The following is a 23464-nucleotide window of genomic DNA, read 5'->3' as shown; positions in this document are numbered from 1 at the left end:
TGGGAGGATTCCCAGGAATGGGCATGGGAGGTTTTCCAGGAATGGGCATGGGAGGATTCCCAGGAATGGGCATGGGAGGATTCCCTGGATTTATATAAGCGATTTCATCAGAATGGATGTACCATGTATGCGATAACTTAAATTACCAATACTTTGAAAAGTTAATGGTTCTTTTTGCGATAAACCATAGCTGTTGTTAGCAGCTTTTTCTTCTTCAACTAATGGGTGCCTTACTTTAAGAAGACATACAAAAAAGACCACTAAAGGTCTTTTTTAATTGGTTAAAAAATCAACAATATTCTTTAAGAGAGCCAAGTAATTAAAGGAGGTGAGAATTTGAAATGGCATAAGCGAGCAATAAATGCTGTTAAGGCTGCCGTAGCAGGTTGGAAAGGATCAACTTTCGATTTTAGTAGCTGGGCGGGTCGGCGATTTTGGGGCATTGATAACGGGAAATTAGCCACAAACGAGACGATTTATAGTGTAATAAGCCGATTAGCAAATACTTTTGCTTCCTTGCCCGTTAAAATGTATCAAAATTACGACTTAAAAATGAACCAGGCTGCAGATGTGGTGATCAATAACCCTAATTCGAATATGACGAGTTTTGATTTCTTCAATAAAATCGAGGTATCAAGAAATGAAACCGGTAATGGATATGCCATTATTATACGTGATATCAGAATGCAGCCAGAGAAGCTTTTGCCCATTGATTCAAACTATGTCACCCCGTTTTTAAATACTGATGATGGGGAATTGTGGTATCAAGTTATAAACGATGGAACTTATTACTTTCATAACATGAACATGTTTCATGTCAAGCACATTACTGGGACAAGTAGATTAGTAGGTATTAACCCGGTAAATGTGTTAAAAAACACATTAGAATTTGATAAAGCAGTCCAAGAATTTAGTCTTTCAGAAATGCAGAAAAAAGACAGCTTTATTTTGGAGTATCAAGCAAATGTTGATGCTGAAAAAAGGCAAAGAATTATTGATGATTTTAAGCGTTTTTATCAAGATAATGGCGGCATTTTGTTCCAAGAACCTGGAGTTAAAGTGTCAGATTTAGAACGAAAATATTTTGCATCAGACACGTTGGCATCAGAACGGATTACTCGTTCACGGGTGGCCAACGTTTTTAATGTTCCAGCATCTTTTTTAAATGACAATGAGGGGCAAGGTTTTTCAAGTAATGAACAAATGATGATCCAATTTGTTCAGATGACATTGGCTCCTATTGTCCGTCAATATGAGCATGAATTAAATAAAAAGTTGCTTACTGATGAAGATAGGAAGGCTGGATATTACTTTAAATTCAGTCTTGGAGGGCTTTTAAGAGGTGATACATCTGCAAGAACGGCTTTTTATCAGATGATGATAAGAAGCTCAGGCATGACACCTGACGAAGTAAGACAGCTTGAAGATTTACCACCAAAAGGCGGAAAAGCGGCTGAATTATGGATTTCAGGTGATATGTATCCATTAGAAATGGATCCGACCCAACGGAAAGGAGGTGAAAAGAATGCCACAACTACAAAACAATAAAGTTCCAAAGAAATTTTGGGAGATGAAAATGTCCGCGAATAATGAAAGTTCAGCGGATATTTTTATTTATGGTGACATTGTGAGCTATCAATGGGACGAAACAGACACTTCAGCATCAAGTTTTAAGATAGATTTAGATAATCTTGGTGATGTTTCAAACATTAATCTTTATGTCAATTCACCAGGCGGCAGTGTGTTTGAAGGTGTTGCTATTCATAACATGCTTAAACGTCATCAAGCAAAAGTGAATGTACATGTTGATGGTCTAGCGGCATCAATTGCCAGTGTTATTGCAATGGCTGGTGACACTATTTACATGCCGAAAAACTCCATGCTTATGATCCATAACGCTTGGACGTTTACTTGGGGTAATTCTGCAGAATTGCGAAAAGCAGCTGATGATTTAGAAAGAATCAACCAATCTGCTATACAATCCTATCTTCAAAAAGCTGGTTCAAAGCTAACAGAAGATAAGGTAAAAGAATTGATGGATGCTGAAACTTGGCTATCAGCCGATGAAGCTCTTTCGTATGGTTTATGTGATGTAGTCCTTGAGGCAAAACAAATGGCGGCTTCAATTAGTGAGGACTTCATTTCTAAATATAAAAATATTCCAAAACAGCTTATTTCACAGCAAAAAACAGCTATTTCAGCTAGCGAAATGGCAAAAAGGCAACAAATTGCCGAAATTTCTAAAGCGAATTTAGACTATTTATCTACAATTTTAGGGGGAATTTAACAATGTCAAAAACTCTATTTGAATTAAAACAAAATATTCATACTCTAGGTCAGCAACTTCAAAAAGTTGAGACTGATTTAGCAGAAAAGGCAATTGATCCAAAAGCTGAAATGGATGAAATCAAAGCTTTGCAAAAATCTAAAGAAGATTTACAAATGCGCTTTGATATCACTAAAAAACAGCATGATGATATGGAAGCTGAACAAAAAGCAGCTTTACAAGCAAGTATGAAAAATGGTGCAGGATTAGGCAATGTAGCCGACCCAAAACAACGTGTAATTAAGGCGAAAGCAGAATTAATTCGTTCCACAATCCGTACTCAAGCCGTTTCATCTGATGTTTTCCAAGCACTTGGTGACAACGATACTACAGGCGGTAATAAGTTTTTGCCTAAAACGGTTTCAACAGATATCTTAGTTGAACCAACAGTTAAAAATCCATTACGTAATCGATCTACTGTAACACAAATCACAAACTTAGAAATTCCTAAGTTGACATTTACTTTGGATGACGATGATTTCATTAATGATACAGAAACAGCAAAGGAACTTAAAGCTACCGGCGATGTTGTTTCTTTTGGCCGTCATAAATTCAAAGTATTTGCTAGTGTTTCTGAAACGGTATTAAACGGTTCTGATGCAAACCTTGTGTCTTATGTTGAAAATGCTCTCCAATCAGGGGTTGCAGCAAAAGAAAAGAAAGTTGCTTTTACCAAAACTCCAAAAGCCGGAGAAGAGCACATGTCTTTCTATAAAGCTGGAATAACTGAAGTATCTGCCGAATCCAAATATAAAGCGATTAAGGCTGCTATTGCTGCATTACATGAAGATTATCGTGAAAAGACAGTAATTTACATGACTTACTTAGACTACATGGATATTATTGAAATACTTGCAAATAACAATACATCCCTATATACAGCACCACCAGAACAAGTTCTAGGTAAACCGGTTGAATTCAGTGATTCTGCAGTAGATCCAGTTGTTGGGGATTTTAGCTATTCTCACTTCAACTATGACTTGGCTGCTCTTTATGATCGCGATAAAGATATAAAAACTGGTATGGAACAATTTGTTGTAACAGCTTGGATGGACCACCAAATCAAATTAAAATCTGCTTTTCGTATTGCGAAAGTAACGCCAGCTCCTTAATAAAGGGGTTGGCTTTGTTTTTTCTAAAGGGAGGGTGAGTAAATGTATACCGTTTTAAATGACTTTACTGAAAAAGAACATAAAAACACCCTTTACATTAAAGGGGAAAAATATCCGAAAAAAGGATTTAAAGCTGATAGCAAAAGGATTATTTTTTTGCAATCGGTTCATCCGGGATATGGGGTTGCTTTTTTAGAAATACCAGTAGAACCACCGGAACGAAAATCTAAAGCAAATAGTAAAGCGGTAGAATCCAATGATTGATTTAGAAAAAGTAAAAGGATATCTGCGTATTGATGTGACGCATGATGACGACCTTCTTTCTTTTCTCATTGATGCAGCAATAGAATATTTACAGAATTCTGGTGTACCTGAAAGTGAGTCAAAAAGATATGAATTGGCTATTTTTATGTTAGTTTCACACTGGTATGAAAATAGAGAACAAAATATGGTGGGTACTGTATCAAAAGAAATTAATTTTGGTTTGCAGACTCTTATTTTGCAATTAAGGGTGGCTGATTAAATTGAAATTAAAATCACCTAAAATTGGAGATTTAGACACTCGAACAAATTTTTATGAATATGCTCCAAATGATGGGCCCGAACCTGGCGAAGCGGAAGAAAAAGTTTTATACAGCGCATGGGCGAATGTGGATAGTGTTTGGCTAAAAGATATTGAAATGGCTAAAACAAATGGTACTTTATCGGATATCACAATTATTATTCGGGATCCACAGCCTGAATTTATCCCAAATAATAAGCATTATTTATCTATTGATGCTTTAGGGTATCGGGATAAACGATATAACATAAAACAAGTTCAACCATACATGCAAAATAAGCGATTTATTACCATTGTGGTGGGATTAAAAGAATGGGTGTAAACATACGCGGAGAAAGAGAATTGCTTGCTGAATTGGAACGTAGAATCGGTAAACAGGCGGCACAGCGTATTAGTGACAAAGGGTTGAAACGTGCTGCAAATGAGTTTGTAAAGGAATTAAAACGGCAGTTTGTGACTTTTAAAGACCAAGGGTATTCCATTGAAGAAATAACTATAATGGAACCAACATATGTCGCTGGTGAACGTGTAGTTAAAATTAGATGGCGCGGCCTTCATCATCGTTATAGTATTATTCACCTCAATGAATGGGGCACTGTTAAAAACCCTAATCCACGCGGTAAAGGGGCCATTGCGAGAGCAATGAAGAATAGCAAGCGTGTTTACCGTGAAGCCATTAAGCGCGCGTTATTGGAGGGGTTATAGTGGACGTTTTAAGTCTTATTTATAATTCCTTAATCGCTGATGAATATATTCAAACACAAGCAAAAGGTAGAATAAAATATTATGAGTATCCTGAGACTGGCGATGTCACAGCCCCATACATTGTCATTGATCCAATAGATGCTCCTGATCCAGCAGATTTTGCAGATGATGCGTGGCTTACATATGATTGTCTTTTGCAAATCGAGGTTTGGTCCCGTAATCGAATAGTGACTAATACAATCGCGGACAAAATACGAGATATCATGTGGAAGCAGTTTGGTTTTAAGCAACAAAGCGGACCACAAGAATACGATGAGGGCATATTTCGTGATGCCAGGCGTTTCCGAGGGAAAATATATAGGGATAATCTGGACGGCTTATAAAAGGAAAGCTGTTTTTTTAATTTATTTAAGGAGTGATTAACTTGGCAGAACAAAAAAATTACCGGTCATCTACCGGTGTTGATGAATTTTTCTACGGTGAAATCGGTGAAGGAACAACAGCAACATCTATTGAAAGAGTTAAGTTTTTACAGAACATTAGTGTAGATATGCCACAAGAAATTACACGCGCATATGGCGATAACAAAACGGCTGAAATGGCTGTATCCAGTGGCGATATTACTGTTACTGCTCAATTCCACAAGGTTCCTATTGAGGATAAGCAAAAATTATTAGGTTGGGAGACTGTTGAAGAGTTAACAGCTGCTGGTAGCGATGACAATCCCCCATATGTTGCGGTAGTTTTTGCTAAGACTTATGAGGATGGTTCAAGGGAATACGTCGGACTGCCAAAAGGAATTTTCACGCGACCAACAGTCGAGGGTAAGACAAAAGAAGATGGAACTGAATTTTCCAGCGAAGAAATGGAAGCGCAGTTTATGGACCGTGAAGTTGAAGGATTTTCAAAAGAAAAATCGGTTATTTTCGCTGCAGATAAAAAAGGTTCTACAACCAATCGAGATGCTTTATTTATGAAAATTTTTGGCAAGGCTTATCCAACTGGATCAACGCCAGATGGGGTGTAAAACATGAGTAAAGAAAATAAGCAAACAACTAAAAAAGAAAAAAGGTTTGTAGTCGTTCACGATTTTAAAGATTTGCAGGATAATAATCGGATTTATTTTAAAGGTGATGCATATCCTGCTGAAACAGCGCAAAAGCCAACAGTTGCACGAATCAAGGAGTTATCATCCACAAAAAATAAAATAAATAAGGTACTAATCAAGGAGCAGGGTTAAACCCTGTTCTTTTTATTTGGAGGAGGAAAAATAAATGGCTAATTTAAAACGAAACATGATTGAGCTTGTGAAGGAAGTTAAAGAAGGCGAAATTATCACCGAAAAATATTTAACCCCTGTTTTTATCCCCTTTTCTGTAGTTTATGAAGCGATGGACATGACCCAAGAAATCGAAAAGAGCGAAGAAAACAAAAGTGCTGCATCTGAAAGGGAATTGATTGAGAAACTCCTAGATTTTGTAGCCAACAAAGTATATAACAAGCAGTTTACAAAAGAAGATCTTTTCAATGGGCTACATGCACCGGATGCCATTCAAACGCTTCAAGAACAAATTATATTTGTGGCCCAAGGACGGCAAAATGACGAAACAAAAAAATTCTTAGCGGAGAAGAATCGCTAACAGACGAAGATTTTACTCCGCAAAAGCAAAAAGAGTACATGGATAAACTCATTCTGGATCTCATGAAAGGGGGAAAGAACATAAATGAAGTCTTGAATATGCCGTTTCATTTTGTCCTTGAATTATTAAGCGAACGCAATAAACCACGTCAAGAAAAATCGCTAATAGCTGCCTTTGGTGGTTAAGGAAAGGAGGTTACTATGGAACGTATTTCCGGTTTAACCATTGATCTAGCTTTAGATTCCACAGCCTTAAACAGGGGATTAACAGGATTAAAAGACAAGTTACGGACCGTTAATAGTGAAATGAAAGCAAATCTATCCGCATTTGATCGCGGAGATAAATCTGTAAGGGCATATGAATCACGTCTAAGTGGTTTAAATAGAAAACTAGAAGTTCAGAAAGCCGTAACAAAGGCTGCTAAAGAGCAATATCAGAAAATGGTCCAAGAACACAGTGAAGGTTCTAAACAGGCCGATAAAGCAGCGGCAAGCTATAACCGAGAAGTTGCGGCACTGAATAACCTTGAACGTAATGTAAGTCATACTAGGGATGAATTGGCCAGGTTGAGAGAAGAACAACGTATTTCTGAATCAAGCTGGGGACGATTAGGCCAACGTTTTGAATCTGTGGGCAATCAACTTACTAAAATCGGTGACAAAATGAAAAACGTTGGGAAATCAATGTCACTGTATGTTACGGCTCCTCTAGTCGGTTTAGGTGTTGCTACCATAAAAACCGGTGCAGATTTCGAGTCAGCCATGAGTAAAGTTGCCGCCATTTCCGGTGCTACCGGTAAGGATTTCAAGGATATGCGCCAACAAGCTATAGATTTAGCTGATTCTACAAAATTCATGGCAAGTGAAGCTGCACAAGGGATGGAAAAATTAGCATTGGCCGGATGGAAACCAAAAGCAATCATGGAAGCTATGCCGGGGATGATGGACTTAGCGGCAGCTGGCGCATTGGATTTAGGAAAAGCTGCAGATATAACATCTGACACTATGCAAGCATTTGGGATGAAAGCAACAGAGGCCACACACGCTGCAGATATTTTTGCCTATGCTCAAGCCAATGCAAACACGGATGTTGAGCAATTAGGAGAAGGAATGAAGTACCTTGCACCAGTATCCCACACATTAGGTTGGTCCCTAGAAGAATCATCATCCGCAATGATGTCACTAGCTGATAATGGTCTTAAAGGATCTCTAGCAGGGCAAGCTTTTGCCTCTTCTTTGGGACGATTGGCTAAACCAACAAAGCAAATGAGACAAGTAATGAAAGAAACAGGTATATCATTTTTTGATGCACAAGGAAAAATGAAGTCAATGCCTGAAGTCATAGCAGAAGTCGAAAAAGGGACAAAGAGGATGACACAACAACAGAAATCAGCAACCCTTACAACTTTATTCGGTGCGGAAGCGTATAAGCATTGGGCTATATTGTTAGGTACTGGATCGGAGAAACTTGACAAAACGACCAAGTCCTTAATAAATGCTGATGGTGCAGCCAAGAAAATGAAAGACACTATGAACGATAATCTCAAAGGTGATTGGCTATATCTTGTAGCCGCATTACAAAGTGTAGCGATTACTATTTATGATAAGGTTTCGCCAGCCATAAGAAGTTTTGTTCAGTCACTTACTAATATGGTTAAGGGTATTCGACAGTTACCAGGACCTGTAATGATGGCAGTAGTCGGTATCGCGGGATTAGCAGCAGCAATCGGCCCATTACTTGTTGTGGGTGGAATGTTTGTTGGATTCTTGGGTAACGCAGCATTAGGGCTGTCAAGATTATTCCCTGCAATCGCAAGAGCTGGTGGCTTATTAAAATTTTTACGTTTAGGACTAACAGCATTAACCGGTCCTGTAGGGATTGTCATTGGAGTTTTCTCGTTGTTAACTATCGGATTTATTGCACTTTATAAGAATTCAGAAACCTTCCGTAATGGCGTCCACAATCTTATCGGGAAACTGAAAGAAATCGGTGGTAAAGTCCTGGAAGGGTTAAAGACAGCTATTAATGCAGTCGTATCATTTTTCAAAGAACAGTTAGGGGTTCTTAAGCAATTTTGGAAAGAAAATGGCGATGTCATTAATAAAGCACTTCAAAATATAGGCACAGTGGTTAGTGCAGTTTTTAATGCTATTTGGAAAGTAATTCAGTTTGTTATGCCTGCTGTACTCGCTATCATCAAATCTGTGTGGGAAAACATCAAAGGTGTTATAAGCGGAGCCTTAAAAATTATTATGGGCTTGGTCCAAGTTTTTTCCGGATTATTCACCGGGAATTTTTCAAAAATGTGGACTGGAATCAAAAACATTTTTTCTGGAGCCTTATCACTCATTTGGAACGGTGTACAGTTGATGTTTTGGGGTAAGATGCTTAAAGGTATCTTGTCACTTGGGAAATTGCTTGTAAATGCATTTAAAGGCACGTGGGGTAGCATAAAAAGCGTATTTTCTACAGTGATTGAATGGATTGTCAATTTTGTTAAAAATCGTTTTACTGCTACCCAAAATACAATCAATAGTATTTTCCAAGCTATAAAGAATTTAACGGGAACGGTCTGGCAAGCTATTAAAAATAGGATATGGACTCCTATTCAAGAAGCGGTAACGAATACAATTAGCAAATTTAATACTTTGAAATCCCGTGTATCTGAAATCTTTAGTAGCATAAAAAGTAAAGTTGCAGGCTATGTTTCCGACATGGTTTCAAATGTGAAAAATATGCCAGGGAAAATGGCTGATGGGCTTAAAAAAATGGCTTATAAAATTGGCGATGGAGTAAAAGCTGTAGCAAATAAAATGCTTTCAGGTCTAGGTAATGGTGTTAATGGTGTTATTGCTGGCGTTGAATGGGTTATGAATAAAATCGGAGTCAAAGAAAAACATGGAAGATGGTCAGTACCCCAATACGCTAAAGGAACAGACGGGCATCCAGGTGGCCTTGCTGTTGTTGGTGATGGTAACAAAAAGGAGCTTATCCAAACACCTGATGGACAAACACATTTAAGCCCTAATAGATCCACGCTTGTTAATATGCCAAAGGGAACTAAAGTATTAAGTGGCGAGAAAACAGAAGCTTTAATGAATATGGGTATCCCTGCGTATAAAGGCGGCATTGGTGACATTTTTGACTGGATAGGCAAAGGCGCCAAAAATTTAGTCTCAAAAGTGTGGGAAGAATACATCCCAAAATTACCACAAATAGGCGGGGCCCTTAAAGATGTGATCCCCAGCGCTATGTCAATGCTTAAAGATAAAGCCTTTGGTTATTTAAAAGACAAAATTGATAACTTTTTCAAATCTCAAGAGGGCGGTACAACGGGTGGTAAGAGTTTAGGTGACAGCGGAGGTAGTAAGAAGGTAACAAATAGATGGGGCGTGTACGATTATCTTTATAATATTGCCCAACAAGTAATGGCGAGTTTTAAAGGTTTGGTAATTACAAGTGGAAATAGACCTGGCGATACTTACGATCATGGCAAAAGAAGTGCTATTGATTTAAGTGGTTTTGGTCGAAACGGTGGTTATAAATCGGTGGCTCAATGGGCGGCTCAATTACCGGGAGTATCTTACACAATCGGTGATAACACAGTATTTGGACGTAAATATGGAAATGGATCAAAACCTTCATGGGCAACAGGACATATGAATCACGTACACATTTCTGGTTATGCTTCAGGAGGATTAATAAAGAAGCCTGGCCTATACAACCTAGCAGAAGATGGATATCCTGAATGGATTATACCTACAGACCCAAGCAAACGAACAGATGCAATGAAACTATTAGCGCTTGCTGGTAAGCAAATACAAGGGAATAAACGTCCTAATCAATTGTCTAATGTCAGCAGCGGTAATAGTGATAATGTCCTTGTGAAATTATTAGAAGCAACAATTGAGCAAACAAAGGTATTATTGCAACTTCTGGATAAAGATAATGATATTTACTTAGACGGTTCATTAATGGCAAAAGGCATTCATAAAAATGTTAGTAGATATCAAAATCAAGATAAACGATTGACTGGCAGAAATAAAGGGAAGGTGAGATAATGGACAGTTTTACTTTTAACGGAATATCCAAACCTTATCTATCCGTCCTTAAAGACAGTAACAGGCAACCGTGGGCGCCAATTGAACGACAATTTCATGATGTTCCCAATCGACCTGGAGCTTATTTATTCAGTAAAAGAAAAACTAATCCAAGACCTTTACCTATTCCAGTTTTTCTTAAAGCAGAAAGCATTCCAGATCTACAAAAGGTAAAAGAGGATTTGGCAGCTTGGTTGATACATGACGAACCTAAACCGTTTATTGCAGAAGATGAGCCTGATAGAACATATTATGCTGTTGTGGATGGTTCGTTTGATCCTGACGAGATTGTTCGCTGGGGGCAGGGGGTTATCCCGTTTATCTGCCCTGACCCATACAAATACAGTGCTGAAAAAACATATACAGTTTCAACGGCAGCCATCACCAATGAAGGTACAGCCGAAGCAAATCCAATCTTTACAGTGACCTTTACAGCTGCAGCTACCGAATTTAAGATTGTACATCAAGTGACAGGTAAATTTGTCCGAGTTATTTGGAATTTTGTATCTGGTGATAAGTTGAATATAGATTTTACAACGAGGAAGATTTCCATAAACAATAATCTGAGGATGACAGCTTTAGATTTTAGTAGTAATTGGTTTAAGTTGTTACCTGGTTCAAATACATTTACGGTAACCCCAAGTGGTGTAACAACGACAACTGTTAAATTCCGTCCTAGATGGTTATAGGAGGTGATAATTTGGCAGACTTATTAATTTTTGACAGACATGATATTCTGTTAGCTGTCCTTTCAAACGAAGTTGAAAACTCCTGTCCGTTTTGGGATGCGCCTTTTAAAGAAATCCTGAATCAAGGATCTTTTTTTGAATTTACGGCCTCTGCTGATCATGAGGATTCTCAGTATTTAGTCGCTGAAAACCAGGTCGCTTTTATGGATAAGGACGGAGCATTCCGTCTTTTTGTTATTAAAGAGCCAGAAAGAATCGATGACGAAAACGGTCCACTAATCCATTGTGTTTGTGAGCCATCCATGTTGGAGCTGAACGAAGAACCTTTAGAGGATGTTAGGCCGTACAATACCACTTTAAAAGATGCTCTCACTAGAGCAATCTCGAAAACTAGGTGGCTTGTCGGTCAAACTGCTGAATTAGGTATCAATAGCACAAATTATTATTATGAAAGTGTCACGGAAGCAATCCAAAAAATCATTAATACATGGGGCGGTGAACTTCGAGACAGGGTTGAGATTAGCGGTAATAAAATTACAGGCCGTTATATCGACATTTTAGCCAGACGTGGAGCCGATACAGGCAAGCGGTGGGAGATAGATAAGGACATTCTATCAATTTCTCATAAGGTCCAATCTTACCCAAAAACAGCCCTTTATGGTCGTGGATCTAGTCTTGAAATTGAGGATGAAGAAGGAAATGCAACTGGTGGATATTCTCGAAAAATAACCTTTGCCGAAATGGAGTGGAAAAAATCCAATGGTGATCCTGTAGACAAACCGAAAGGGCAAGTATGGATAGGGGATCCAGAAGCATTAAAAATTTACGGCAGGAAAAATACTGACGGAAGTTTAAGGCATCGTTTTGGCTTTTACGAAAACGGAGAACAAGAAGATCCTGCAGCTCTTTTACAAGTGACATGGGAAGCCTTACAAGAGCAAAAACATCCAATTGATAACTATGAAATGGATGTTTTTTTGTTGGAACAAATCAGTGGATATGAACATGAGAAGGTGCGCATTGGAGATACCACTTTTGCCATTGACAGGTCATTTGCAAAGCCTATTGAAGTGGAAGAACGGGTTATCTCCTATGAATACGATATTTCGGATCCGGACAATACAGGGAAGGTAGAATTAGGACAGTATATTGATTTATACGCTGATGATGCTAGGCTCGATAAAATTGAAGCTATTCTTAACGACAAATCAGGTATTTGGGATAAGGGAAGTAAGCCTATAACAGATGAAAAGATTCCAAATATCGTACCTGGTGTACCTACCAATGTTAAAGCTTCGGGATTGTTTGCCAGCATCATGATTGAGTGGGATTACATCAGCGCGCTTTATGTAGCTGCTTATGAGGTTTACGCTTCGCAGATAAAGGGATTTACACCTGATGCAAGCAACCTTGTATGGAGAGGCAAAGCCGGCTCTTATGTCTATAAAGCCAACGCTAATGAGCAATGGTATTTTAAGGTGCGCGCAATAAATACTCATGGTACATCCGGAAACTTTAGCATAGAGGTATTTGCCCAAACAGCCCGAATAATTTCTGATGATATTCTATTCGGTCCTGAAATAGCGGAAAAGCTTCGAGAATTAAGCGAGACTGCAAAACTTCTTGCTGATGGAACGATTGATTTTTCCACTATTGCAGATGATGTAAAGGAAAAGATAGATGAAGCTAAAGAAGCAGCGGAGAATGCGAAACAGGTGGGAGATTCAGCACAAAAGGCTGCCGAAACTACAGCATTAATAGGAAATGAAGCACAACAAAAGGCTAATGCTGCTCAAACTGCAGCTGATAATGCACAGACTGCGGCAGACAATGCAGCGGAAGTGGGAGATGCAGCACAGCAAAAAGCGGATCAAGCAAGTAAAACTGCAGCACAAGCACAAACTGATGCAGCAAGTGCAGTTACAAATGCCAATAACGCAGTAAACAGATCTAACCAAGCGTCCAGTGATGCTCAGTCAGCTATAACCAAAGCACAATCAGCTTTTGATGAAGCGACAAGTGCCCATGATGTAGCAGATGCTGCTAAAACGGCTTCTGGAACTGCTAATACCATTGCAAATGATGCAAAGACTTTGGCAAATGCGGCAAATTCCAACGCGGCCTCTGCTTTAACAAATGCGCAATCAGCATTAGACGTCTTGAAAGATAAAGCTGATAAAGTAACTACTTACACCAAAACAGAAGTAGATAACGCTGTAAACAGTAAAGTTTCAACAACAACTTATACGGCTGATCAAAACGGTGTTATTACAAGGTTCAACAGTGCAGAAAGCCGTATAACTCAAACTGAGAAAGATATTGCCTTAAAAGCAAGTAAATCTGACTTAGATGCGCTAACAGGCAGAGTTACATCAGCAGAAGCAAGTATTACTGTTCAGGCCGGGCAAATTTCTAGTAAAGCAGATAAATCATATGTGGATACCATTAAAGGCATTGTTGACAGTCACAGCACATCAATTCAACAAAACGCTGATGCTATTAAATTAAAAGCAAGTCAATCAAGCGTGGATTCTTTGACAGGTCGGGTTAGTACGGCTGAATCTAATATCAGCATTAATGCACAAGCGATTACGACAAAGATCAGCACAGTGGATGCGGATAAAAAGTATGCTACACAATCGAGCCTTACACAGACCTCCAGTAGTTTGACGAGTCAGATAACGGCTGTGCAGACTAATCTTGATAATTTAGAGATTGGCGGCAGGAATATTCTTTTAAAGACTAATCATCAATTTGATTGGGTTTCGGCCTCATTTGGGCAATCATTAACTAAAGATTCAACTGGTATGAATTTTTATCCTGATTACAAGTCTTTAAGGGGTAAAACAATAACAATCTCATTTGAGGTTAATACCACTAATTTAAAATATGGGACAGTTAACCCTTGGTTAGGTGTAGAGAAAAGAATTGACTTTACTGACAAAACTGAAGCATATGTAACATTGGGTGGTAAAGCCGTCAAAGAAGGGACCACTAACGGATGGGTTAAATACACCCTTAAAAAAGATATTCTTGATAGGGAAATTTCAGGGTTTGGTGGAACAACTGTTTTAATGAGGGATGCCACTGGGAATGTCTCTATTAGAAACATACAAATAGAGATAGGCAAATATGCAACAGATTGGACTCCTGCACCGGAAGATATGGCAACAGTCGTACAATTTTCGCAATTACAGCAAACGGTTGACGGAATAAGTACCCAAGTATCTAAAAAAGTTGACCAATCTTCTTATGATAGTTATGTCCAACAAACTGCAACCTCTTTATCAAGCAAAATATCGATTACCGATGCGGACAGTAAGTATGCTACTCAATCATCATTAACGCAAACAGCCAACGGCTTGCAGACACAAGTTAACAGTAAGGCTGATTCGTCTGTAGTTACACAACTTTCAAATGTTGTTGATACCAAAATAAGTACCAAGGATGCAGATGGGAAGTTTGCCACACAAAGCCAGTTAACCCAGACTAGTAGCAGCTTAACTAGTACGATTACAACTGCCCAAAATAGTGCTGATACTGCTCAAAAATTGGCTCAATCCATGACAACTGCGAAGATGCTTCATAAAGATCCTACATTTAAAAATGGAACTAATAGTGTAAGCCTTTATAATAACGCAGGAAATGGGCTTGTTAGTGTTACTAGGATAGCCAAACCGAGTGATGCACCAACAACTTCAACCCACGTAATGGAGGTTAAGACAACAGGTGCAGTAACACCTGGATGGGGCGGTTACGTTCAACCAATAACTGCTAGGGAGAACGCGAAATTTTTAGTAAAAATCATTGCTAAGATTCCTGTTGGATATACATTAAACGTAGCTAGTAACTCAATGGGAACTGGATATACAGATAAAATCTTATCATCTAATAAAGGAACTGGAAAATACCAAGAGTATATAAGGCTAGTTGAATGTGGTGACAGTGGTACATTTTCAAGTGGAGGGCATTTTTATTTATCTGGAGGAAATACACCTACTACTGCAGATCCTTTAATTTGGTATGTTGCTTATGCTACTGTATTTGATATTACAGACAGCTATGATGTTGAAGAGAGGCTATCAACATCTGAATCTCAAATTATTCAACTAGCTACTGATATTAGTTTACGAGTTTCAAAAAATGATGTGGTTAACCAAATTAATGTCTCCACAGAGGGCATTCTTATTGACGGTAAAAAAGTCCGTATTACAGGGCAGACAACGATTGATAACGCGGTAATTAAAGACGCAATGATTGCTAGTCTAACAGCTAGTAAGCTAACAGCTGGAACCATCGATGCAAATGTAATAACGGTTAAAAACCTTACTGCTGCTGCTTTTGTAACAGGAACTATCACTGCAACAAGTGGAATAATTGCCAGTTTAGATGCTTCAAAGATTACTACAGGTACACTGGATGCTAATAAAGTAATTGTAGCTAATTTAAGCGCAAGTGTTATTATAACCGGGACATTGGATGCCACCAAAGTTACAGTTAAATCCCTAACAGCCAGTGCGTTTGTTGCCGGTACCATAACGGCTGAAAGTGGTGTTATTGGCTCGATAGATGCCAGTAAAATTACTGTTGGTACACTCGATGCAAATAAAGTTACAATTGCCAATTTATCCGTGGGTACAGGTGCTATACAAAACTTGGCCGTGACTAATGCAAAACTTGCCAATTTATCCGTAAATACTGCACAAATTATAGACGGTGCGATCACCAATGCAAAGATAGGTAATCTTGCCGTGGACGATGCAAAGATAGCAAGTATTTCTGCCGATAAAATCAAGGTCGGTACATTAGTAGGGATTAAATTAACAGGTAATACAATAGAAGGTGGATCCATTACAGGTTCTTACTTCTACAACTTTGGAGTAGATGGAGACGTTAGAATAAATAACGGAAGATTGTCAGCGACTAGTATGTTTGTTCTGAAAGATGGTACATTCCACAGTGAATCTGGATATGTAACTTTGAGGTCGTATGACGATTATATTTATTTACAAACTCCATCAGAAGTAAGAGTAACCAGGCCTAGAACATTTGACCAATATATGCCTTTACGTGCAAGCCAATTATTAGCAGAAACCCAAGTTTTCTCAAGAGGGGATGTAACATCATATACTAATGGAGTATTTAAAAGTGACATAGGATATGTTGTTTTACGTTCTGCTTCTACTGCACAAGTATATCTTCAGGGTAATGAAGTTAACTGTACATTACCGAGTAACACATCTTCTTATGTTCAGGTAAGAGCAAGCAGTTTTAAAGCCATGAATAATGCTTTTACAGGAGCCGGTAACACTGTTTTGACAACAGATAGTACATCAAGCTATGTAGTTGTTAGGGCCTCTGATTCTCAACCGGTTTATTTACAAGGATTAGAGATTAGGGCAACTAAAGCTACAGATGCCAACACTTATGTGATTATGAAAGCATTAAGATTCGAGCCAACGTCCTTAGAAAAATACAAAACTGAAATAAAGCCGATGGAAGGCAGTGCTATTGCGGTAATAAATGCAACGGACATCAACCAATACCGATTTAAATCAGAAGTGAAAGATGGCATTGATAAGATAAACTATGGCCTTATCATTGGAGAAGGGTATCGAACACCTGAACAATTTATGGGAAGTGGTAAAGAAAGTATTGATTTATATTCTGCAGTTTCCATATCCATGAGGGCCATCCAAGAACTATCTCAGCAGGATGAAAACCATATTTTAAAAATGGCTAATTTAGAGGCTGAATTAGCATCAGCAAGGGTAAGAATATCAAAACTAGAACAATTATTGGAGGTAGCTTAGAATGCAAGTGAAAATTGAAAATCAGAATTTAGGGCAGGCAATTAGCCTGCTCTTTAATTTGTCTTTAAAAGGGAAACAGTCTCGCCATCGATCTAAGTTTATTAAAGCTTTAGAGGAAAAGCTGAAAGATTTTGCCGAGCAGGAACAAGAGTTGTTAAAAGAACACTGCTATTTGGATGAAGAAGACAAGCCGAGAACGATTGAAAATGGAACTAAGTGGGATATCAAAGACCTAGATGCCTTTTCAAAAGATCGTACTGATCTGTATGAGGAAGAAAGAGTCTTTGAAGGCGGTGATGCTCAAGGAATGCTTAAAACGGTTAAAGATGTATTGCTGAATTGTGATAAAGAATTTAGCGGTCAAGAAGCAGTTATTTACGATTATCTTTGTGAACAATTTGAAGGAGATGGGGAATAATGTTAAAAATCACTCTTACTGGAATCAATTTTGATTATGGAAATGGCTATGACGAAGACTATACAGGTGTGAATTTATCGTTTAGCAGTTCTGGAGCTACATTTAGTGTTGGAGGTTTCATCAAGGTCACAAATGAACAGTTTATGACAGCAGCCGGAAACATGAATGCATTAAAGGATATCATCAAACAAGAGGTTATTAGTACATTGAGCGCACAGTAAGCCCTTTAAGGCTTTTTTATTTTGTGAAAAGAGTCCTTCTGGGGCTCTTTTTATTTTGAATTAGGAGTGTGAGTTATGTTTGAAAATCTAACAGGTCTTTTTCAAAAAATGGTCACAAACAAAAGCCTTGTGCTGGGAGCTCTAACAGGAACGGTAGGAGCTTTTGTAGATGCTATGTTTCAAGCAAAAGGATTTAAAGAAATGCACATGTATATTGCGGCAGCCTTAGCAATAATCGTCTTTCTTGATTATGTGGTAGGCGTTAGGGTAGCAAAGAAAAATGGCTCATATAAAAGCAGCATTGGAATAGATGCAGTAATTAGAGACGGTGTGATTTTCCTTGTAGTATCTGTTGGATGGATATTTGACCAATTATTAGGGACAGGTGCCCTTGTATTCGGAATATTAGCCTTTTCTTTTGGCTACCACAATCTCCAATCTTTTGGTGCAAATTTATATGTCCTTGGTTGGGATAAGTATTTTCCAATGTGGCTTTTTAAAATTCTAGAGTCTGAAATCAACGCGAAAATTAGAAAAATACAAAACAAAGGAGCGGATCAATAATGTTTAAAATCACTTTATCACCAGGTCACGGAAAAAATACTCCGGGGAAACGTTGTCCGGATGATAGTATGCGTGAATGGGAATTTAACTGCGCGGTAGTAACAAAAATGATTGATTTATTTTCCCATTATAAAGATGTTGCTGTTAAACGGCTCGATGATCCAACAGGTAAAGTGGATATTTCTGTAGAGAAAAGGGCACAAACATCAAACAATTGGAATGCTGATTACCATTTAGATGTACACGCCAATGCAGCTGGTGACAACTGGAGTGATGTAAACGGAATTGAAACATTTTCCTATAAACTCAGCGGCACATCTTTTGAGATTGCGAAAAAACTTCAAAAAGCTTTAATCAATGCAACGGGACTAAAAGACCGAGGGGTTAAAAACGGAGATTGCTTTTATATGGTGAATACCACAAAGGCACCTGCCAATCTCGTTGAATGCGGTTTTATGACCAACAAAAATGAAGCTGCTCTTTTAAAATCAGATGCTTACCGGGATAAGGTAGCTAATACATTAGTTGAAGCTATTACTAGCCATTTCAAGCTTCAAAAAGTCCAGGAGCAACCTAAGCCAGTAGAAAAACCAAAAGAGCCAATTAAACCGGATGGTAAACTCCACAAGGTTCAAGTTGGTGCTTTTTCTGACCCAAAAAATGCAGATAAATTAGCAGAAGAATTAAAGAAAAAAGGGTATAATCCGTTTATTGTGAAGGGATAATATCTTTAAGCTCTTTAGAATTCTCCTTTAAAAAAGGCCCTTCTCAATCGAGAGGGGCCTCATCAAATTTTCTAACCAATTCTGTTATATCCTCACCATCAGCTTTCACCAGCACCACTTCTTCAAAGTAAGGCATTTCCCTTCTGATCTGTTTTAGCCACTCAAATGCAACCTCTTCAGGCTTTCTTCTTCTTAAAGGGAATTCATCACGCTGCATGATTTTATTGTCTGCTGAAATGAAGTGGATCTCGATGCTGATGTTCAAAAATATCCCCTTCTTATTGCGAAAGATTCTGTTTTATCAATACATATTCTTCTTCTGTTATTTTTACATACTTTTTGCGCTTAGTATTTACAAAAGTTTCTTTAACTCTTTGTGATCTCATTAAATAAATTCCCCAAATAATAAGCCAAATGAAGTCGGTTATTGTATCTGAAAAATAAATGAGCTCCCCTGAAAGTATAGTAATAAATTCTAAAAACATTGTTATTACAACAGCAGTAATATTTAAGTAAATAAAAGCTTTAGGAAATTCTTTGTTTTTCGTAAAAAATAAATAAGCTAAAAATGAATTCATAATAAAAAGTATGATAACTGCTGTTAAAGGAAGAAATGTTTGAACATATGTAATATTTACTGCGTCTATATACAAATTACTTTTTATCCATTGAGGGTCAAAATTAGAAACAGCTTCAACATATCTGAATAATAATACCAATCCATATGATACGCTTGCTACGATTTTAATTCCTATAAGAATTAACCATCCATTAATAGGTCTGCCATTAATAGGTTTTCCGTTTTCTTCTAATTTTTTAGGTTCGTCGCTTGATGTTGCAATAATCAGAGCAAAAACAAAACGACTTACCCACAAAACAGTCAAAATTATTAACCATTGAATATAAGCTGAGTCAAATCCGTCAATTTTCCACGCTTTATATCCCCAATAAATTTGAGATAAGACAGGAAAGAAAAACGAAATAATCGCCCAAAACAAACCACTCACATGATAAGCAATATAAATCGTCCAAAGATGAATACCAATTCCAAGCGCCCATATTAAAAATACAGATACAGAATATACACCAGTAAATAATTTAATCATTCTTCAATATCCCCCCCTCTTCATATAGATCATCCACTTTATAATTTTCTTCTTCTCAAAGGAAATGAACCACGTTGCATGACTTTGTTATCAGCTGAAATGTAGTTGATCTGGATGAATACGTTCATTTTTATTACCAACTTTTCATTGTACTTCCATATTCTTTTACTTCTGGGGTCATAAACTCCATTTTAGAAGCTTTCATCACACAATCCGACATAGATTCATTATCATTTGGTTTAAATTTATTTTTATCAACTGTGAACATTGCAATCTTTTTCCCACCTTGTTTTACATTAATTGTTATAGTTTTTGCGCCTTTAATATCCTTTTGTTGTAGAAAATCATATGTTTGATTTACTACATGCTGAGTTGCTAATCCTGGAGAAACATTATTCATTGTCACAAACACAGTCAAATGTTGGTTTGTATCAATAGCATTAGTTACTTCAACATCTTTGGCGAATTCAAATACAGAAGTATCAATATTTTGTGGTTTTTGTTGTTTAACAACTGCCTCTTTTTCTTTCTTTTGATTAGTAGATGCTTCTAAATTTTTTTTAGGTTCTTCTTTTGGTTTAGATGCCGTTTCCCCTCCACATGCTGCCATCAATCCAACCATAAAAATAATTGATAAAAATACTGCTAACTTTTTCACTTTTCTTCCCCCTCATAAAGATCATCGACCTTTACTTTTAATATTTTTGCTAATGTAAAAGCCTTCTCTATCGTAGGATAAGACCGTCCGCTTATCCAGTTAGATAATTGTGTTGGCGATATTTCTAATAAACTAGCTATGTATTTTTTCTTGTATCCTGCTTGATCAATTAGTTCACCGATACGGCTTTTCATTAGCGTTTCACCTCATATTTATATTTCTTCTGATATTTGTAAATTCCTTTAAAAATTTAATTTTGATAAAAATTTAAATATTTTTTTGAAGGACATGCAATTCCATTAGATCATGGGCATAGGCTATTAACACGAAAGATACACAGTTCTTACTTTGCAACTACCTAGCATCTACACAGTAGAAACCGAATTTCTTACACAGTATTGAACGTGTATATTAACCATGGTTGTACAAGGGAAAATCTAATAACAACGAAAAAAATAAAATCTGTTAAAAGGGAGGCGAAGCCGGACGGCCTGAAAGAGGGGGTCCGGGGGAGGTGGGGAAAATTCAGATTATTAGATAACTCAATTATCTGAATAATCAACAGGAGGTTATCAAAATGGAAAACTGGCAATCTCTTATTTCGTTATTGGAAAAATACGAAGCTAGTACAGATTTTATCGCGGAATGTGTCTATGCCTATATAGTGAACTATAGCTTTGAGACACAAAAAGATAAGGATTTTTCAAATGAATTAGTCGATTTTATAAAAAGGGGTGAGCTATAAAATGTTGTTTGGTCCGGGAATGTTTCTTGCAGCTGGTGCTACTATTGGAGTGGCCTTAATTGATAAAGTGTGTGAGGAATTAGGAATTCACTGGCTGGGAACAGCAATCAAACTTATTTTACCTATTGTTGGCTTTGCTCTAGCTATCTACTTTTTAGAAACTAATCCATTATTGAGGTGGTTAAAATGAGTCTGTGGGCAGATATAAAAGCACGTTACAAAATTACAAAAGCTTTCCGGGCTGGATCCATTTATAAAACCATTGGCAGCGGAGAAAATGAAAAGAAAATCTTACCTAAAATCCACTCTATACGAACCACTGAACATTCCACAGAATATGTATTCACTTTGCCGACTGGCTTAAATCCCGATTTATTGAAAAAGAACTATTTTGCATTCCAGCAAGTATTTGGAGAGCGCATCAAATTAGAAGGTGAATTTAAAAAGTATGTCCTAAATGTTTACCAAAAGGGCGCTGATAAAGTGCTGATTTATGATGGTAATGAGATTAAAAAGGAAATTGAAAACTTAAAGCTAGGTGTTGTTTGTGGAAAAGATCGTACTGGCAATTATGTAGCTTTTGACCTTTTAAAACAGCCTCACATCTTAATAGCAGGTGAAACAGGAAGTGGTAAGTCCACACAACTTAGATCGATTCTTACCACAATGATTTTGAATAATAAGCCTGAAGATTTACAACTTTACCTGGGCGATTGTAAAAAATCAGAGTTTCATATTTTCCGAAAAGTTGAGCATGTGCAATGCGTACTTTCAAATGGCAAAGAAATTGCCAGGATGCTTAAATATATCAAAAAAGAGCTCGATGAACGAAGTGACCTTTCGGAAATCTTTGAGGTGAGTCATGTGGATGATTTGCCCGCGGAGCACAGGCGGCCATATATCGTGGTATGTATCGATGAATTTGTCATGCTACGGAAAGATGAAACAGTCATGGATATTTTAACTGAGATAGTGGCCATAGGTAGGACGCTTGGAGTGTTCGCTATCCTTTCAATGCAACGTCCAAATGCAAAAGTATTAGATACAACAATTAGGGCAAATTTGACCGTAAGCATGGGATTTAAATTAAGGGATAAAATAGAGGCCCGAATAGTCAATACACCTGATGCGGAAAAGATAGATGTGTCAGGAAGGTTTATTATGAATAGTGATAAGCATTATGACTTGCAAGCTCCATATCTTGAAATGGAAGAAGCTAAGAACCTGTTGAATCCATTTAATGTGAATAAGCAGCCGGTTAAGGAAGTACATGAGGAAAAGCCAAAGCAACCAAAATTAACAGAGAAGGATGTGTTTGCTGATGTTAACGAATAGAGATAAGGCTGTCATTAAGGATTTGAATAAATTCCGGGTGATGGACCGGGATAGCATTGCCCAGCTGCATTTTGCCAATTTGAAAAATCCAAACTATGCCGCAAATAATGTTCTGCTCAGATTATTGCGTGAAAAACATATCCAGCGGTCCACAGCATTTGTTCCCTATGTTTATTTCGGCCCGGATGTAGAGATAAAAAAGAACTCACAAAAGATTGGGCATTTTCTAGCCATCCTTAATGTCTACAAAGAGTTAATGCAGCTGGGGAACCTTGGAACCTTTCTAGTCGAACCAAAATACGGGAAGAAAGGGGAATGTGCTGAACCAGATATATTTTGTCAGTACAGAAAAACTAATTTCTTTGTGGAAGTACAGCGGACCTTATATAGTGAAAAACAAATGAATGAAAAATTAGACCGGTACATTGATTCATTTAATTCAGGAAAAATGGAGGCACCATTTCCACACGTTCTGATTATTAGTGATCAGCGTTATGCAATTGATGGAGATTACCCATTTAAAATATTCCAGGCGGAAAGTTTCACTCAATTTGTTAGTAGTTTGAAGATGCATGAAGATACGGTAAAAACAGAAAAGAGTGAAGGTATTAAAATTAAGATTGGCTGATTTTGAACGAGAAATAATTTTGCATCTATTTTGCACGATGTGTTTAGGATACATAGGATAAACGTTGTCATATCAACGATTCTATAGATTTGGTGTGATTCCTTGGCAGTCCCGCCA

Annotated in this window: 27 protein-coding genes; 23 read left to right on the top strand and 4 right to left on the bottom strand. The window is 37.6% G+C overall.

Features of this window, described 5'->3' with window-relative positions; genetic code table 11:
• Nucleotides 1-336: 336 nt before the first annotated feature.
• The 19 genes from BIV60_RS17160 to BIV60_RS17075 all read left to right on the top strand — a co-directional run bounded on the left by BIV60_RS17160 (nucleotide 337) and on the right by BIV60_RS17075 (nucleotide 18875).
• Complete coding sequence (locus tag BIV60_RS17160; RefSeq protein WP_071356925.1) at nucleotides 337-1548, top strand: phage portal protein; 1212 nt, start codon at nucleotides 337-339, stop codon at nucleotides 1546-1548.
• Nucleotides 1526-2287: a head maturation protease, ClpP-related gene (locus tag BIV60_RS17155; protein ID WP_071356924.1), complete on the top strand. Its 762-nt coding sequence runs from the start codon at nucleotides 1526-1528 to the stop codon at nucleotides 2285-2287. Before BIV60_RS17160 ends, BIV60_RS17155 begins: the two co-directional genes overlap by 23 nt.
• A gap of 2 nt (nucleotides 2288-2289) precedes the next feature.
• A complete protein-coding gene (locus BIV60_RS17150; RefSeq protein ID WP_071356923.1) occupies nucleotides 2290-3438 on the top strand; it encodes a phage major capsid protein in 1149 nt (382 codons plus the stop codon).
• Nucleotides 3439-3480: 42 nt separating this feature from the next.
• Nucleotides 3481-3702 (top strand): hypothetical protein, encoded by a 222-nt coding sequence (locus BIV60_RS17145; protein ID WP_071356922.1) that lies wholly within the window; start codon nucleotides 3481-3483, stop codon nucleotides 3700-3702.
• Nucleotides 3695-3961 carry a head-tail connector protein gene (locus tag BIV60_RS17140; protein ID WP_083402300.1) on the top strand — a complete coding sequence of 89 codons (267 nt, stop codon included), beginning with the start codon at nucleotides 3695-3697 and terminating at the stop codon, nucleotides 3959-3961. The genes BIV60_RS17145 and BIV60_RS17140 overlap by 8 nt, the downstream gene beginning before the upstream one ends.
• 1 nt (nucleotide 3962) lies before the next feature.
• Nucleotides 3963-4322 (top strand): phage head completion protein, encoded by a 360-nt coding sequence (locus tag BIV60_RS17135; protein WP_256218445.1) that lies wholly within the window; start codon nucleotides 3963-3965, stop codon nucleotides 4320-4322.
• Nucleotides 4313-4705, top strand: a complete 393-nt coding sequence (locus tag BIV60_RS17130) for a hypothetical protein (protein ID WP_071356920.1) — start codon at nucleotides 4313-4315, stop codon at nucleotides 4703-4705. Before BIV60_RS17135 ends, BIV60_RS17130 begins: the two co-directional genes overlap by 10 nt.
• On the top strand, nucleotides 4705-5088 hold the full coding sequence (locus BIV60_RS17125) for a DUF3168 domain-containing protein (RefSeq protein ID WP_083402299.1): 384 nt from the start codon (nucleotides 4705-4707) through the stop codon (nucleotides 5086-5088). Before BIV60_RS17130 ends, BIV60_RS17125 begins: the two co-directional genes overlap by 1 nt.
• A gap of 41 nt (nucleotides 5089-5129) precedes the next feature.
• Nucleotides 5130-5732, top strand: a complete 603-nt coding sequence (locus BIV60_RS17120; protein ID WP_071356918.1) for a major tail protein — start codon at nucleotides 5130-5132, stop codon at nucleotides 5730-5732.
• 3 nt (nucleotides 5733-5735) lie between these two features.
• A complete protein-coding gene (locus tag BIV60_RS17115) occupies nucleotides 5736-5945 on the top strand; it encodes a hypothetical protein (protein WP_071356917.1) in 210 nt (69 codons plus the stop codon).
• A 34-nt stretch (nucleotides 5946-5979) separates the two neighbouring features.
• Nucleotides 5980-6345, top strand: a complete 366-nt coding sequence (gene gpG, locus BIV60_RS17110) for a phage tail assembly chaperone G (protein WP_071356916.1) — start codon at nucleotides 5980-5982, stop codon at nucleotides 6343-6345.
• Nucleotides 6346-6383: 38 nt separating this feature from the next.
• Nucleotides 6384-6530: a phage tail assembly chaperone GT gene (gene gpGT, locus BIV60_RS31015; RefSeq protein WP_371261556.1), complete on the top strand. Its 147-nt coding sequence runs from the start codon at nucleotides 6384-6386 to the stop codon at nucleotides 6528-6530.
• Between the two features lie 15 nt (nucleotides 6531-6545).
• Nucleotides 6546-10406, top strand: coding sequence for a phage tail tape measure protein (locus tag BIV60_RS17105; protein WP_071356915.1), 3861 nt, complete (start codon nucleotides 6546-6548; stop codon nucleotides 10404-10406).
• Nucleotides 10406-11134, top strand: a complete 729-nt coding sequence (locus BIV60_RS17100; RefSeq protein ID WP_071356914.1) for a distal tail protein Dit — start codon at nucleotides 10406-10408, stop codon at nucleotides 11132-11134. Before BIV60_RS17105 ends, BIV60_RS17100 begins: the two co-directional genes overlap by 1 nt.
• An 11-nt stretch (nucleotides 11135-11145) precedes the next feature.
• Nucleotides 11146-16947, top strand: coding sequence for a phage tail spike protein (locus BIV60_RS17095; RefSeq protein ID WP_071356913.1), 5802 nt, complete (start codon nucleotides 11146-11148; stop codon nucleotides 16945-16947).
• 1 nt (nucleotide 16948) lies between these two features.
• Nucleotides 16949-17365 carry a DUF1617 family protein gene (locus BIV60_RS17090; RefSeq protein WP_083402297.1) on the top strand — a complete coding sequence of 139 codons (417 nt, stop codon included), beginning with the start codon at nucleotides 16949-16951 and terminating at the stop codon, nucleotides 17363-17365.
• Nucleotides 17365-17586: a hypothetical protein gene (locus BIV60_RS17085; protein ID WP_071356912.1), complete on the top strand. Its 222-nt coding sequence runs from the start codon at nucleotides 17365-17367 to the stop codon at nucleotides 17584-17586. Before BIV60_RS17090 ends, BIV60_RS17085 begins: the two co-directional genes overlap by 1 nt.
• Before the next feature lie 75 nt (nucleotides 17587-17661).
• Nucleotides 17662-18150: a phage holin family protein gene (locus BIV60_RS17080; RefSeq protein WP_071356911.1), complete on the top strand. Its 489-nt coding sequence runs from the start codon at nucleotides 17662-17664 to the stop codon at nucleotides 18148-18150.
• Complete coding sequence (locus tag BIV60_RS17075) at nucleotides 18150-18875, top strand: N-acetylmuramoyl-L-alanine amidase (protein ID WP_071356910.1); 726 nt, start codon at nucleotides 18150-18152, stop codon at nucleotides 18873-18875. Before BIV60_RS17080 ends, BIV60_RS17075 begins: the two co-directional genes overlap by 1 nt.
• Before the next feature lie 43 nt (nucleotides 18876-18918).
• Here BIV60_RS17075 and BIV60_RS17070 read toward each other — a convergent pair whose 3' ends face one another.
• The 4 genes from BIV60_RS17070 to BIV60_RS17055 form a co-directional block, all read right to left on the bottom strand.
• Complete coding sequence (locus BIV60_RS17070) at nucleotides 18919-19140, bottom strand: hypothetical protein (protein WP_071356909.1); 222 nt, start codon at nucleotides 19138-19140, stop codon at nucleotides 18919-18921.
• Between the two features lie 13 nt (nucleotides 19141-19153).
• Complete coding sequence (locus tag BIV60_RS17065; RefSeq protein ID WP_071356908.1) at nucleotides 19154-19981, bottom strand: DUF2569 family protein; 828 nt, start codon at nucleotides 19979-19981, stop codon at nucleotides 19154-19156.
• A gap of 133 nt (nucleotides 19982-20114) precedes the next feature.
• Nucleotides 20115-20639 (bottom strand): hypothetical protein, encoded by a 525-nt coding sequence (locus tag BIV60_RS17060; RefSeq protein ID WP_071356907.1) that lies wholly within the window; start codon nucleotides 20637-20639, stop codon nucleotides 20115-20117.
• Nucleotides 20636-20833, bottom strand: coding sequence for a helix-turn-helix transcriptional regulator (locus BIV60_RS17055; protein WP_071356906.1), 198 nt, complete (start codon nucleotides 20831-20833; stop codon nucleotides 20636-20638). Before BIV60_RS17055 ends, BIV60_RS17060 begins: the two co-directional genes overlap by 4 nt.
• A 383-nt stretch (nucleotides 20834-21216) precedes the next feature.
• Between BIV60_RS17055 and BIV60_RS29780 the strand changes: the two genes are divergently transcribed.
• From BIV60_RS29780 to BIV60_RS17040, 4 genes are read left to right on the top strand one after another with little or no spacing between them, the layout of a single operon-like run.
• A complete protein-coding gene (locus BIV60_RS29780) occupies nucleotides 21217-21384 on the top strand; it encodes a hypothetical protein (RefSeq protein ID WP_177177327.1) in 168 nt (55 codons plus the stop codon).
• 1 nt (nucleotide 21385) lies between these two features.
• Nucleotides 21386-21574 carry a hypothetical protein gene (locus BIV60_RS17050; protein ID WP_071356905.1) on the top strand — a complete coding sequence of 63 codons (189 nt, stop codon included), beginning with the start codon at nucleotides 21386-21388 and terminating at the stop codon, nucleotides 21572-21574.
• Complete coding sequence (locus tag BIV60_RS17045) at nucleotides 21571-22719, top strand: FtsK/SpoIIIE domain-containing protein (RefSeq protein ID WP_083402296.1); 1149 nt, start codon at nucleotides 21571-21573, stop codon at nucleotides 22717-22719. Before BIV60_RS17050 ends, BIV60_RS17045 begins: the two co-directional genes overlap by 4 nt.
• Entirely contained in the window at nucleotides 22706-23347 is a 642-nt protein-coding gene (locus BIV60_RS17040; RefSeq protein ID WP_071356903.1) for a hypothetical protein, read from the top strand. Before BIV60_RS17045 ends, BIV60_RS17040 begins: the two co-directional genes overlap by 14 nt.
• Nucleotides 23348-23464 lie beyond the last annotated feature (117 nt).

Origin of the sequence: Bacillus sp. MUM 116 (genome assembly GCF_001866655.1) — a bacterium.
Classification (GTDB): domain Bacteria; phylum Bacillota; class Bacilli; order Bacillales; family Cytobacillaceae; genus Neobacillus.
The sequence above is the reverse complement of the archived record's forward strand: the minus strand, read 5'-3'. Positions and strand labels throughout refer to the sequence as shown.